This window comes from Crossiella cryophila (assembly GCF_014204915.1).
GTDB classification, from domain to species: domain Bacteria; phylum Actinomycetota; class Actinomycetes; order Mycobacteriales; family Pseudonocardiaceae; genus Crossiella; species Crossiella cryophila.
This window is the reverse complement of sequence record NZ_JACHMH010000001.1, coordinates 7,209,158-7,222,061: the sequence shown is the minus strand read 5'-3', so window position 1 is coordinate 7,222,061 and position 12,904 is coordinate 7,209,158. Positions and strand designations below refer to the sequence as shown.

The following is a 12,904-nucleotide window of genomic DNA, read 5'->3' as shown; positions in this document are numbered from 1 at the left end:
ATAGTTTTTTCATGCTCGACACCTCTTCCCGGCTGCTCGCCCTGCTGGCCCTGATGCAGTCCCGGCCGGACTGGCCGGGCTCGGAGCTGGCCGAGCGGTTGCAGGTCAGCGGGCGCACCATCCGCAACGACATCGAGCGGCTGCGCGGGCTGGGCTACCCGGTCGAGGCCACCCGAGGGCCCACCGGGTACTACCGGCTGGGCGCCGGGGCCAAGCTGCCGCCGTTGCTGCTCGACGACGAGGAGGCGGTGGCGGTCGCGGTCGGGCTGCGGGCCGGACGCGGCGTCGCCGGCATCGAGGACAGCGCCGCGCGGGCACTGGGCAAACTCGAACAGGTATTGCCGCACCGGTTGCGGCGGCAGGTCAGCGCGTTGCGCGCGGCGGTCTCGGAGGGGCCGGACAACACCGGCACCAACGTGGTGCAGCCGGTGGTGGACGCGGCCGTGCTGGCCACCATCGCGGCCGCGGTCCGGGACACCGAGTTGCTCCGCTTCGACTACACGGCCCCGGCCAGGGACACCGACGCGCCGCTGCGCAACGACGCCTCGGCGCCCTTCGGGGACTGGCCGGTGCTGGTGGAGCCCTACCGACTGGTCAGTTGGGAGCGGTACTGGTACCTGGTGGCGCGCGGTCCGGAGACCGGGGCCTGGCACACCTACCGGGTGGACTGGATCGGGTTGCGGATGCCGACCGGCCGCCGGTTCGCGCCGGTGCCGTTGCCCGGCGGCGACTACCTGAGCTTCGTGCTGCGGGATGTGGCCGTCGCGGGCTGGCGGGTGCACGCCCGGATCACCGTGCGCGCACCCGCGCAGGACCTGCTGGCCCGGATCAACCCGGCCGTCGGCGTGGTCGAGGCGGTGGACGATTCCACCTCGGTGCTGGTGACCGGTGCGGACAGCCTGGAGATGATCGCGGTCTACATCGGCATGCTCGGCCTGGACTTCCAGGTCACCGAGCCGCCCGGACTCGTCGAGCACGTCCGGGCGCTCGGCAGGCGCTATGCCCGCGCCGTCGAGTAGACCTCACCCACCGCCGTTCCGGTCGCGCGCGGCCAGGCGGGCGGCCCAGTACCGGGTGCGTTCCAGATACGCCGTGCTGGCCGCCGGGCCGCGGCTGCCGTAGGCCCCGTCGTAGGTCAGGTAGCCGTGGCCCGGTGGCGGGGTGCCGTCCGCGGGTTCGATCTGGGAGCCCTCGTGCCATTCGTTGAACGAGGTGACCGACACCCAGTGCGGCCGCCCGCCGATGGCCGGGTCGAGCGCGTTGTTCCACTGCCGGTCGTAGGTGGCGCCCTCCCGGCGGTCCACGATCGGCGTGCCACTGCCGGGATTCGCCCGCTTGTCGAGGTAACCCGGGGCCACCGACGGGGCCCACACCAGGCCGTTGGCCCGGCAGTACGCGCCCGCGCCCGCCCAGCCCGGCGCGGTCAGCCCGGCGATCCCGTCGTAGGTGTACATGCCGCCGAAGTGCGCGACCCTGGACACGTCGGTGGTCTGGGCCAGCACGATCGCCCTGTCGGAGACCAGGTCCAGCGCCGACCAGTCCGCGATGCGCAGGCTCTCGAAGACGTAGAAGGCCGCCCGGTTCCCGTGTTCGGCCGCCCGGTAGAAGGCCGGACTGGCCCCGTGCCTGGCGATCAGGTACTCGATGTCGGCCACCGTGGAGGCCGCGGTGCGACCGCCGTAGGGCTCCAGGTGCCAGGCCACCTTGAGGCCGTTGCGAGCGGCGGCGGCGAGCACCCCCTCGGCCAGTCTGTCCTCATAGGACTCCCGGCCCCACCAGCTGTAGACCAGCACGCCCGCGCCGGAACCGCGGATCCAGGCCATGTGCGATTCGACCGTGCCGGTGAAGTCGCCGGAGTCGTAGGCGCCGAGTGCCGGGTAGAAGTCGGCGCCGACGTCCGTTGGCGGGGTGTGCCCGCCCTGCTGCCAGTGCCGGTATTCGCCGTACACCGCGGGATTGCCGTACCAGGGGTAGTAGAACAGGTGCACGTTCGACCCTGGTGCCGGTGCGGCGGTGACGGGCGGGGTCAGGGTGAGCAGCAGGACGAGGGTCAGGAACAGTGCGCGCATGGTGATCACCCGATCCCGATCGCGAAGACGTGCATGGCGGGCACGCCGCTGACCGCGGTCGCGCTGACCTTCGGCAGGATGACCGCCTGCACGGTTCGGCCCGGTTGCAGGGGCAGCACCGAGTAGAACAGGCTGACCCGGTTGGGCTGGCTGCCGCCCGAGCTGTTGAGGTAGGGGAAGGTGGCCACGATCTCGCTGCCGGGTCTGCCCTCGGCCGACCACCAGTCGTTGAAGGCCAGCGCGAACGATTGGACAGTGCCGTCGGTGTAGACGATGGTGCCCGCACCGGAGGTCGCGCCGTAGGTGCTGGACCCGATCACGCCGATCCGGTTGCCAGTCCCGGAGATCAGCACGGACTGGCCGCTCGCGACCGCGTTGTCCGGCTGGCCGGGGGTGGCGCTGGGCCAGCGGAAGCCGATCCCGCCGCGGTCCACCTGGCCACCCGGCCGGATCCCGGCCGCGGCCAGGGTTTGCGCGGAGTAGCTCAGCCCGCCGCCGTCCAGGTTTCCGGTGGCCGGATTGGCGTCCTCGCTGACGCCAGGGTTGTTCAGCGCGGCGGCGAGTGAGGCGTGCGGGATCGAGGTCTGCCCGGTCGCGGACCAGGTCCGGCCGCCCGCACTCGCCTGGGCGGCGAAGTCGTGACTGGCCGGGATCGCGCCCGCCGGTGGGGTCAGTTCCCATTCGGTGCGCACGGTCTGGCCGCCGGGCACGGTGGGGAAGGTCGACGGTGTGGTCGCCCTGGCCGTCCAGCCGTTGGGTGTGCTCACCGTGAGCGCGAGGCCCGAGATGGCGCGGTCGCCGCCGTTGACGAAACTGGTGGCCGCCTTGGCTTTCCCGCCGGGCAGGGTGATCGGCGGGACGGTGAGGCGCAGTGAGTTGCGGACCAGGATCGGGGCGGTGCCGGTCACCCCGTTGACGGTGACCGAGATCGTCGCGGCCCCGTCGCTGACCGCGCGCACCAGCCCGGCCGGGCTGACCGTGGCCACCGCCTCGTTGCTGGAGGCATAGCGCACCTGGGCGGTCTTGATGTCCACAAAGGACTGATCGTTGTGCACGGCCTCGACCACGTTGTCCGCGGTCACCGCCAGGTTGCGATTCTCCCTGGCCGGGTTGGTGTTGTCCTTGATCCACCGGTTCTTGCCGGTGAGGTCGAGGGTCTCACCCGCGTTGTACAGCACGGCTTCCGGCTGCACGGTGACGTGACGGACCTTGGGTGTGATGGCACCGCGCACGGTGGTCCGTACGGTGGCGGCGGCATCGCCCGCGTGCCTGCCGAGCTGGAAGACGTAGGCGCCTTCGCGCACCACCGACCGCATCCGCTGGGCATCCCAGTACGCCAGGTCCGCGATCGCCACCGGCAGCGAGATCCGTTGTGCGGCACCGGGTTGCAGCACGGCGGTCTTCTGGAAGCCGACCAGTTTCTTCACCGGGCTGCTCAGGTAGAGCTGGGCCACGGTGGCCCCCGGCACCCGGCCGGTGTTGGTCACGGTGAAGGACACGCTCACCGTGCCGTCCGCGGTCACCGCGTCCCGGTCGATGGTGGCCGCCGAGTAGCTGAAATCGCTGTAGCTCAAGCCAAAACCGAACGGGTAGCTCGGCGTCCCGGTGAAGTGCTGGTAGGTGCGGCCCAGCCCACCGGTCTCGGCCGGGGTGAGGCCGTAGTTGGACATCGCGGGCAGCTGACCCTCGTCCCGGTACCAGGTGAAGCTCAGGCGTCCGCTGGGATTGTGCTTGCCCAGCAACACATCGGCCAGCGCCGCGCCCTGGCTCTCCCCGTTGAAGGAGCTGTAGACCACCGCCGGGGTCCGGTCGCGCAGGTCCTCGATCCGCACCGGGCCACCGGACTGGAGCACCAGCGCGAGCCGCGGGTTGCCCAGCGCCGCGGCCTGGGTGATCAGCGAGTGGTAGTTGCCGGGCAACGCGAGGCTGTCCCGGTCCTTGCCCTCGCCCGCGGTCTGGTGGTCGGTGCCGACGAAGAGCACGACCAGGTCGGCCGCCCGGATCTGGTCCTGGGTCTGCTGGCTGAGCACGGCGGGTCCGGTCGCGGTGGTGGAGGTGCCCGCCGCGTCGAAGACCACCGACGCGCCGGGGTTGGCGGCCTTGATCTGCTCGGTGAGCCCGGCCACCGCGCTGACCCGCAGGCTGGGCGTGCCGGAGTAGCCGCCCAGGGTGACCTTGTCCGCCAGGTCGCCCAGCACCACGACCCGGTTCAGCGCCGAGGGATCGGCAGGCAGCAGCGGCCGGTTCAGCCCCGGCACGGGGTCGTTCTTCAGCAGTACCAACGAGTTCGCCGCCAGTTTCCGGGCGAGGTCGTGGTGCGCCGGGCTTTCGATCACCTGCTTGCCGATCCGGGTGTAGGGCTGCCGCTCTGGCGGGTCGAACTCGCCGGTGCGCATCCGCACCGTGAACGCCTTCACCAGCGCGTTGTCGATCACCCCCTCGCTGAGCAGGCCGGCGCTGATGGCCTCCTGGATCACCGGCAGCGTGTTCTCCTCGCCGGGGCAGTTCAGGTTCGTGCCCGCGCGCAGGGCGTGCGCCTGCCCGCCTGCCTGGCCGGACACGGTGACGCCGGTGGCGGTGTTGGTCCACCGGGCCTGCTGGTCGGCGCGGTTGGTGGTCCAGCCCGGCGGCGCCCAGTTGTGGCCCCAGACCGGGGCGCGGTAGGCGGTGCTGACCGCGCCGCAGTCGGAGGTGACGTAGCCGCCGAAGCCGTATGTGCGCTGCGCGAGCTGGTTGACCGTGTAGGTGTTGGCCACGGCCGGGGTGCCGTTGACCGCGTTGTAGGAGGTCATCAGGCCGGACACGCCCGCGTTCTCGATCAGGCGGCGGAACACCTCGGTGTAGTACTGGCGCAGGTTGGCGTCGGTGGTGTCGGAGGAGACTCCGGTGCGGTCCTTCTCCACGTTGTTGAGCGCGTAGTGCTTGGCCGTGGCCGCGACCTTGAGGTAAGGGCTTTCCGGCACCCCGTTCAGGTTGCTGCCCTGGTAGCCGTTGGTGAACGCCTCGGACATCCGCGCGGCCAGGTGCGGATCCTCGCCGAATGCCTCGTCACTGCGGCCCCAGCGCGGGTCGCGATGCATGTTGACCGTGGGGGCCCAGTAGGTCAGCGAGCCGTAGTTGGCCGCCGAGCGGCCCAGGTTGTTCTGGCCGACACCCCACAGCGACTTGTCCAGGAAACCCCGTGCCTCAGCGGAGATCGCGGTGGTCGCGGCATGCATGAGCGCGGGGTCCCAGGACGTGCTCGCCGCGAGGTTGGTGGGGAAACTGGTGGCGTGCACGGCCTCCGGCGCCACCGGCGGGTTGGTGGCCGCGCCGAGCCGGTTGATCCCGTGCTGGCCCTCGTTCCAGTAGGTGTACTGCTGCACCCCGAGACGGGTGATCTCGGGACCGTGGTTGGTACTGAGCTGGCTGACCTTCTCCGCCAGGGTGAGCCGGGAGACCAGGTCGGCGGCGCGCTCGGCGAAGCCGTACCGGATGTCCCGGAAGATCGGCGGCTCGACGGCGGGCGCCGCGTGCGCAGGGGGCGCGCCGCCCGCCGTCGAGACCAGGAAGGGCAGTCCGCACAGCACGGTCGCGGCCAGGGCCAGGCGACGGTGCCGTGGGCAGGGTGTGGCCATGAAGACCTCCGCGAACAGATCAACATTGATGCTGGCGGCGTGGTCCTCACGGTCCCGTCAAAGATTGACGAAAGTCAAGCGACTCTTTGCGTAGTTCTCGTTCGACATTTGCAAGATCCGGTCCGGGTCACGTGCCCGCCAGGACGTAGACCCACGCCTGATCGCCGGAACGCAGTGGCACCAGCACCCGGGTGTAGTCCTCGACCTCGTAGGCGTCGGCGGCGGCCAGGTCCTGCTCGGTGATCTTGAACGCGGTGCCCGGCACGCCCGCGTCGGCCGCCGTCGAGGGCCGCAGCACCGGATGCCGGTCGCTGCCACTGGTGGCGATCACCGCGGGATCGGTGATGACGACCTCGCCGAGCAGGTAACCCGCGATCTCGTCGGCCCGCCCGTCGAGCGCCCGCCCGAACACCGCCTGCTGCACCTCGGGCTGGCGCAGGGTGCCGTAGGAGAACAACAACGTTTCCGTCATGGCCACAGCATCTCCCAGCGCTTCCCGCCCGCGTCGGGGAGCCCGGCCCGGTCGCGTCCAGTACCGTGATCGTCGCCCAACGTGGTGGGCACGACCGGGGGTGGACCGTGCGGGGTGATCGGGTGCGCAACGAGGTGAGCGGCACGGCGCACAGCGTCGTGCAGGCCGGGGTGATCAACTCGGTCATCCTCTCCGGCGCGCCCGCGGACCCGGAACTGCCGCAGCTGGTCTCCGCGCAGGCGCCCAGGCCACCGGAGACCTACACCAACCGGGACGAGGAACTCGCGCGAGTGCGTGAGCTGGCCGGAACGCCGCTGGGCGGTCGCACCGGGCCGATGGTCGCCGCCGTGCACGGCATGGTGGGCATGGGCAAGACCGCGTTCCTGCGGCAGGCCGCCTGGCAGTTGGGGGAGAGGTATCCCGACGGCGTGCTGCACGTGCAGTACGGCACGGAGGGCAACTCGCCTGGCGAGGCCGCGGCCAGGTTCCTCGCCGCGCTCGGGGTGCCCGAGTCCCGGATCCCGGCCTCGTTCGAGGCCAGGGGCGCGCTTTTCCGTTCCCTGAGCGAGGGTTTGCGGTTGCTCGCGGTGTTCGACGACGTCCGGGACGCGGCCCAGGTGACCGCGTTGCTGCCGAACTCGGCCGGCAGCCTGGTGCTGGTCTCGGCCGGGCGGCAGGAGATCCTGGCCGAGCTGTACCAGGATCGGGAGGTGCTCGACGTCGCGCTGGAACCACTGCGGGTCGAGCACGGGATCAGCCTGGTCGCCAAGGTGTGCGGGGCCGAGCGGGTGGCAGCGGAGCGGGCCGCGGTGGTCGAGCTGGTGACGTTGTGCGGCGGGTTGCCGCTGGCGCTGGGGGTGGCCGCGGCCTGGCTGAAGGCGCGGCCGCACCTGGAAGTGGGCGAGCTGGTCGAGGACCTGCGGGAGACCGACCTCGATCCCGGGGATCCGTCTACCGAACGGTCGGCTCGGGCGAAGGTCTTCGCCATGTTCGACCGGGTCTACGACGACCTGTCGGAGTCGGCGCGACGGCTGTACCGGCTGCTGAGTGTGCTGGTGGGCGCGCACTTCGGCGTCGAGGTGCTCGCGGCCATGCTCGATCAGCCGGTGCGCGCGGTGCGCCGCGACCTGGACGAGCTGTGCCAGACCGGCATGGTGCAGGCCGAACCCGGTGGCGTGCACCGGCTGCACCGCCTGGTGCGGGTGCACGCGCTGCGGGTGGCCGAGGTCGAGGATGGCAAGGCCGAACGGATCGCCGCCCTGCGTCAGGCGGTCCGGTGGTGGCTGATCGGCGCGGCGGCCGCGGATGTGGCCGTGCACGGCAGGCAACCGCTGCGGGTGACCGATCCGGCCTCGGTGCTGGACGACACGCCGGTGGCGATTCCGGCCGCCACGGCCCTGGCCTGGTTGCGGCGGGAGCAGACCAACCTGGTCGACATCATGGCCGCCGCCGCGGAACAGGGCTGGCACACCGAGGTCTGCCAGCTGTTCGAGGCGACGTACACCCTCTTCGACGCCACCAAACCACTCGCCACCTGGGTACGTGCGGGCAAGCTGGCGGTGGACTCGGCCGTGTTGCTGGGCAACGCCGGGTTCGAGGCCCGCTGCCGGTGCCTGCTGGCCAAGGCGTACCAGGAACTCGGCCGCTTCGCCGAGGCCCACGAGCACCTGGACCGGGCCAGGGAACTGGCCGGGGACTGGGATCGGCTGCTGGGCTCGGTCGAGGACTTCACCGGGAACGTGTTGCTGCGCGAGGGCCGCGCCGAGCAGGCCCTTGGCCGCTTCCGCACCGCGCTGGAGATCAATGAGCGGCTCGGACTGACCCGGGGCACCGCGTTGCAGAGCATGATGGTGGGCCGGGCATTGGGTGCTTTGGGACGGTACGAGGAAGCGTTGCTGGCCTTCGGGCGTTCCCGGGAGTTGTTGGCTGGCACCGATGCCACCTCTGTCCTGCTGAAGGTCCAACTCAGCGCGGCGGTGGTGCTGGCGGCCTCCGGCGCGGACCGGGCCGCCGAACACGCCTACGCGGAAGTGCTTGCCACCGCTGAGGAACGCGGTGCCACCGCACCTGCGGCGGATGCCTTGCTCGGGCTCGCCGAGCTGGCGGAGCGGCGGGCCGACCGCGCGGTCGGCGTTGAGTTCCGGGAGCGGGCCGCGGGGATGTTCGAGCGGATGGGCAGCCCGCGCGCGGCCACCATCGCCAGGGTGGCCCGGCAACTCGCCGGATTGCCCGCCACGGCCTGACCGGCTACCAGCGCAGCACACCCGAGTTCGCGCCCGCCTCGATGGCCAGCTCCACGCTCGGCTGTCCGTGCAGGATCCAGTGGTACAGCGCGGATCCGGCCACCGATCGCGGCACGGTGGCCTGGACGGTGACGCGGTCGCCGTTGCGGCGGAAGGCCACGATCGCACCGGGCTCGACCTCGGTCACCGCGAGCTGGGCGCCGGGCCAGCGCCGGAGGGTCGCCGCGCCCCACTCGTCCGCGTCCGCCGGGTGCTCGTGCCGGGTCGCGCTCCACACGACCGCGGCCCGTTCCAGGAGTTCCGGGTCGGTGGCGTGCTCGCTGACCGCCAGGTGACCGGGCGGCTCCGGTTCGCCTAGTACGACTGGGAATCGGCGCATGGTCAGGGTGGTCGTGCCGTCGATCTGGACGCGGAGTGCGTCTGGCTCGGTCAGGGTGATCTCGGGGGTGGGCAGGGGATCGGGGCGGGCCTGCCAGGCTGGCTCCGGCAGGTCCAGCACCGTGTACATCCGGGTGCGCAGGATGGCCGCGGACTGCCCGGTCCTGGCGAAGATCGCCGCCGCGTCGACGGCGGAATCCGGGTTGGGTATCAGGGCCTGCTCGATCTGCGCGGCGAGGGGTTTGTCCAGTCGTAGCAAGGGAACTCGGCTACGCAGGTGATCCAGTGGCGAGCCGGGCACGACCTCGGGACCGCCGTCGGTGGCCAGTAGCAGTGGTCGGCCCGCACCGAGGCTGTAGCTGGTCAGCGAGCCATGGTCGGAGATCACCAGCGAAGCCGCCACGATTGCGGCCTGCCAGCCCTGCTCGGGTGGGACGACCAGCAGGCCCGCGTCGGTGGCGCGGCGGAGCAGGGCGTTGATCCGGAGGGCGCCGTGCTGGGTCCACACGTTGGGATGCAGCACCAGCGCGCAGCGGAAGCGATCCGCGGGCAGGGCCGCGAGGAGCCGCGCGGGCAGGTCGGTGCAGGCGCCGAAAAGCGAGTTCTTGCCCCAGGTTGAGCAGAGCAGGACGAGTTCCCGCCGGTCGGCGCCCAACGCGGTCCGGTACGCGGGTCGGAGGTGCTCGCTGCGGTGGATGCGGTCCAGGCATGGATCCCCGGCCACGAGTGTCCTTGGCAGCAGCCGGGGTTCGACCGAGGCGATCACCGCGAGCTGGTGATCGTGTGCGACCACCAGGGTGTTGGGGATGATCCGGTTGCGGCGAACCAGGGCGGAGCGGCGGAGTCCGGAGATCGAGGTGGGGTCGCCGGGGGAGCGGCGGTGGTAGCCGATGCCGTGCGGCAGCAGGATCAGCGGGGCGCGGACGCGATGCAGGTCGCCGTTGTCGCTGGCGGCCAGGGCGAGGTCGTAGCGCCGGGTGATGGCGGTTTCCCAGTCCAGGGTGCGGGCGCCGGCCTGGGCGAGGTGGTCGCGGATGCGGTGGGAGAAGGCGGAACCGTGGTCGATGGCGAAGGTCACGGAGATCCGGCGGTCGGTCAGCAGCAGGGGGAGGACGTCCCACATGCGGTTGAGGACGGCGGGATTGCGGGCGAGGACAAGGACTTCACGCTCGGGGTGCAGGGTGTCCCAACGGCTCCCGGCTCCCGGCTCCCGGCTCCCGGCTCCCGGCTCCCGGCTCCCGGCTCCCGGCTCCCGGCTCCCGGCTCCCGGCTCCCGGCTCCCGGCTCCCGGCTCCCGGCTCCCGGCTCCCGGCTCCCGGCTCCCGGCTCGACCATCTTACCGTCGGCGGAACGGTTGGCGGCAGCGATGATTGACCCTTCACCGCATCGTGTCCCTCCGCCGTCCATCAGCGACAGTCTAGGAGTTCCGGCTGAGCCGTTCCTCGGCCTCCGCGGGCGTGTCGTAGTAACCGGGCCGGGCCAGCAGCACCGTGGTGAAGTAGTGGCCCTGCTCCTCCGCCGGGTCGTCGTCGGCCTCGAACGGACGCCAGAAGCTCAACAGCAGGTCCGGGGCGAGGAATGCGGCGTCATCGTCCTCATCGGCTTCGATCGTGGTGTGCGCACGCAGACGGCCGACCACCTCGCGGGCCGGCAGGGCGAAGACGTCCACGTCGTGGAAGAGCACCCGGTCGCCCGGGTCCGTCGGCCGGGCCAGTTCGACGGCCTGGAGCTGGTCGTGCAGGCAGTGGATGCTGATCATCAGGCCGCTCGGCCGGAAGATGTGCTGCCCCGGCCGGTCCGATGGCGAGAGCGCGGTGGGATCCCGGAGCGAGTCCAGCGCGGTGTTCGCCTCCCGCCGGGGCATGCCGATCCGCAGCGGGCCGACGCCGGTGGGTGGGTCGAGGTGGAAATCCATGCGGACATGATCCCAAAGGACACCGACAACCGGTGCGGCGGAAGGAACGCGTAAGTTCGGCCCGCCACATCTTGCCTGGCGTCGGCGGACCGGATTGCATCGAGGTCACGGCCGATGACCTCGAAAGGCGTGACCCATGCGGGATTCGTTCCACCACCGGCTGGACGTGCTGGTGCTCCAGCTCGCCCGGATGTGCGATCTGACCGCCGTCGCCATGAGTCGCGCCACCGACTCACTGGCCACCGGGGACGCGCGGCTGGCCGAAGGGGTGGTCGCCGACGACGTGATCGTCAACCAGACCAGGACCCGGATCGAGCAGGACGCGCAGACGCTGCTGGCCCTGCAATCGCCGGTGGCCAGGGATCTGCGGGTGATCGTGACCGTGTTGCGCTCGGCCGAACACGTGGAGCGGATGGGGGATCTGGCCCACCACGTCGCGCTGGCCGTGCTGCGCAGGCACCCGGACCCGGTGCTGCCCGCGCCGTTGCGCTCCCGGTTCCAGCTCATGGGTTCGATCGCGGTCCGGATGGCCGGAACCACCGGAAAGGTGGTGCGGGAACGGGATCCGGTCCTGGTCCGCACCCTGGATGCCGCGGACGCGGAGATGAACGAGCTGCACCGCTCGCTGTTCCAGGTGATCGGGCACCGCTGGGCCTTCGGGATTCCCGCCGCCGTGGACGCCAGTCTGCTCAGCCGGTACTACGAGCGGTTCGCCGACCACGCGGTGGCGGTGGCCGCGCGCACCGCGTTCATCGAGACCGGCACGCCCGCCCTGATCTGAGAACGGCGCCGGTCTGCGGCCCAGCCGGTGCGCAACGCGTGGTGACCGCTCGATCAGTGCTGTTGGAGCAGGGCGCCGAAGAGGTGGCGGCCCAGGCGTTCGGCGGTGGCGGTGTCGAGGAGTTCGCCGGGAACGCCGGGATGCCGGCTCATCCAGCGGTGCGCGCTGGCGGGGCCGGTGAAGGCGTTGAGGTGGTGGCAGCAGAAGTCCACTGACGGTCCGGCGCCGGCGGCCGCGCCGGCGAACACGACCGCGGTCTCCGGTTCCCAGCTGTACTGTCCATTGTGGATGGTGATGGTCACCGGCTCGTCGGTGACCGGGTCGCGGGAGGTGATGGTCGCGTCCATGCCGAGCATCGCGGGTACGCCGAGGGCGTCGATGGCGCACATGGCGGACACCGTCCGGCCGGTGGCGAGCCGGACCTGGTGGCGGGTCGGGGTCGCGGAGAACGGGTAGGCGACCCGGATCGCCCCGGCCGGGTCGAGCCGGACCGCGTCCAGGTCGTGCAGGCGCCGCAGGATCGGGTCCGCGGTGGTGTTGTTGGCCGCCGCGATCCGTTGCAGCCGTTCGGGAGACGGGGGTTGGCCGGTGCCGGCGAAGGCGTGCAGGATCGCCTGGTGCACCGCGCGGTCGACCGGGTCGGTCGGGCTGGTGCGGGCGCGCCACCTCTGCAGGTCCGTCGCCGGGGAGGTGGTGTCGCCGGTCGGGGCGAGGGCGGCGCGGAGTTGGGACGAGGTTGGCGCACCGCTGGGATTGCCGTGCTCGTCGCGGTAGAGGCGGCAGGACACGCTGGGTGGCTGGCCGGGGTTGGCGAAGGGGTCGACGCCGTCGACCAGCAGGGTTGGCGAGCCCCGCATGCCGGTGCGGGTGGCCTGGTCGACGGTGCTGACGACCTCGGCGGTGACGGTGACGTCCGTGCGCCCGAGGAGTGCCGCCGCCAGGTTCTCCTTGAGCGGGGCGAGGTTCGGGCAGTCCGGGACGGTCAGGATCCGCAACTTCATCGGGCTTCTCCGGTCTGTTCACCCAGGGTGTGCAGCAGCCCGCAGGCGCGGTCGCGGCGGGGTAGATCGCACCGGGTGACCAGGTCGCTCAGCGAGTCCCGCATCCTGGTCAGGTCGGCCACCCTGGCCTCGATGTCGGTCAGCCGGGCGGTGGCCAGCGTCCGTGCGCTGTCGCAGGACGCGGGCCCGCCGTCGGCCAGGTGCAACAGCTCCTCGGTCTCGTCCAGGGTGAACCCCAGTGCCTGGGCGCGTTTGATGAACCGCAGCCGGGACAGGGCTTCCGGTGGGTACTCCCGATAGCCCGAGGTCGAGCGCCGCGGCGGGGCCAACAGGCCGCGGCGCTCGTAGTACCGCAGTGTCTGCGGGTTCACCCCGGCCTGTTCCGCCAGCTCTCCGGTACGCACCACCTCAGCATGAACCCTGTACCC

General features: G+C 71.5%; 10 protein-coding genes. 3 read left to right on the top strand and 7 right to left on the bottom strand.

Going from position 1 to position 12,904, the window contains the following annotated elements; all coding sequences use genetic code 11:
- The first annotated feature begins 11 nt into the window (after positions 1–11).
- Positions 12–1,019 carry a helix-turn-helix transcriptional regulator gene (locus tag HNR67_RS31345; RefSeq protein WP_185005771.1) on the top strand — a complete coding sequence of 336 codons (1,008 nt, stop codon included), beginning with the start codon at positions 12–14 and terminating at the stop codon, positions 1,017–1,019.
- 3 nt (positions 1,020–1,022) lie between these two features.
- Here the strand turns inward: HNR67_RS31345 and HNR67_RS31340 are convergent, their stop codons facing one another.
- The 3 genes from HNR67_RS31340 to HNR67_RS31330 all read right to left on the bottom strand — a co-directional run bounded on the left by HNR67_RS31340 (position 1,023) and on the right by HNR67_RS31330 (position 6,158).
- Positions 1,023–2,069, bottom strand: coding sequence for a glycoside hydrolase family 99 protein (locus HNR67_RS31340; RefSeq protein ID WP_185005770.1), 1,047 nt, complete (start codon positions 2,067–2,069; stop codon positions 1,023–1,025).
- 5 nt (positions 2,070–2,074) lie between these two features.
- Positions 2,075–5,686, bottom strand: coding sequence for a glycoside hydrolase family 3 C-terminal domain-containing protein (locus HNR67_RS31335; protein ID WP_185005769.1), 3,612 nt, complete (start codon positions 5,684–5,686; stop codon positions 2,075–2,077).
- A 127-nt stretch (positions 5,687–5,813) separates the two neighbouring features.
- Positions 5,814–6,158: a gamma-glutamylcyclotransferase family protein gene (locus HNR67_RS31330; protein WP_185005768.1), complete on the bottom strand. Its 345-nt coding sequence runs from the start codon at positions 6,156–6,158 to the stop codon at positions 5,814–5,816.
- A gap of 122 nt (positions 6,159–6,280) precedes the next feature.
- On the opposite strand from HNR67_RS31330, the gene HNR67_RS31325 reads away from it, so the two are divergent.
- Positions 6,281–8,401, top strand: a complete 2,121-nt coding sequence (locus HNR67_RS31325; protein WP_185005767.1) for a tetratricopeptide repeat protein — start codon at positions 6,281–6,283, stop codon at positions 8,399–8,401.
- A gap of 4 nt (positions 8,402–8,405) precedes the next feature.
- Here the strand turns inward: HNR67_RS31325 and HNR67_RS31320 are convergent, their stop codons facing one another.
- Positions 8,406–9,902: a hypothetical protein gene (locus tag HNR67_RS31320; RefSeq protein WP_185005766.1), complete on the bottom strand. Its 1,497-nt coding sequence runs from the start codon at positions 9,900–9,902 to the stop codon at positions 8,406–8,408.
- Positions 9,903–10,196: 294 nt separating this feature from the next.
- A complete protein-coding gene (locus HNR67_RS31315) occupies positions 10,197–10,694 on the bottom strand; it encodes a hypothetical protein (RefSeq protein WP_185005765.1) in 498 nt (165 codons plus the stop codon).
- 136 nt (positions 10,695–10,830) lie between these two features.
- Here HNR67_RS31315 and phoU point away from each other — a divergent pair, with 136 nt between their 5' ends.
- Positions 10,831–11,475 (top strand): phosphate signaling complex protein PhoU, encoded by a 645-nt coding sequence (gene phoU / locus HNR67_RS31310; RefSeq protein ID WP_185005764.1) that lies wholly within the window; start codon positions 10,831–10,833, stop codon positions 11,473–11,475.
- Positions 11,476–11,528: 53 nt separating this feature from the next.
- Here phoU and HNR67_RS46775 read toward each other — a convergent pair whose 3' ends face one another.
- Both HNR67_RS46775 and HNR67_RS31300 read right to left on the bottom strand, forming a co-directional pair.
- Positions 11,529–12,476 (bottom strand): alkylmercury lyase family protein, encoded by a 948-nt coding sequence (locus tag HNR67_RS46775; RefSeq protein WP_185005763.1) that lies wholly within the window; start codon positions 12,474–12,476, stop codon positions 11,529–11,531.
- A complete protein-coding gene (locus tag HNR67_RS31300; RefSeq protein WP_185005762.1) occupies positions 12,473–12,880 on the bottom strand; it encodes a MerR family transcriptional regulator in 408 nt (135 codons plus the stop codon). The genes HNR67_RS46775 and HNR67_RS31300 overlap by 4 nt, the downstream gene beginning before the upstream one ends.
- Positions 12,881–12,904 lie beyond the last annotated feature (24 nt).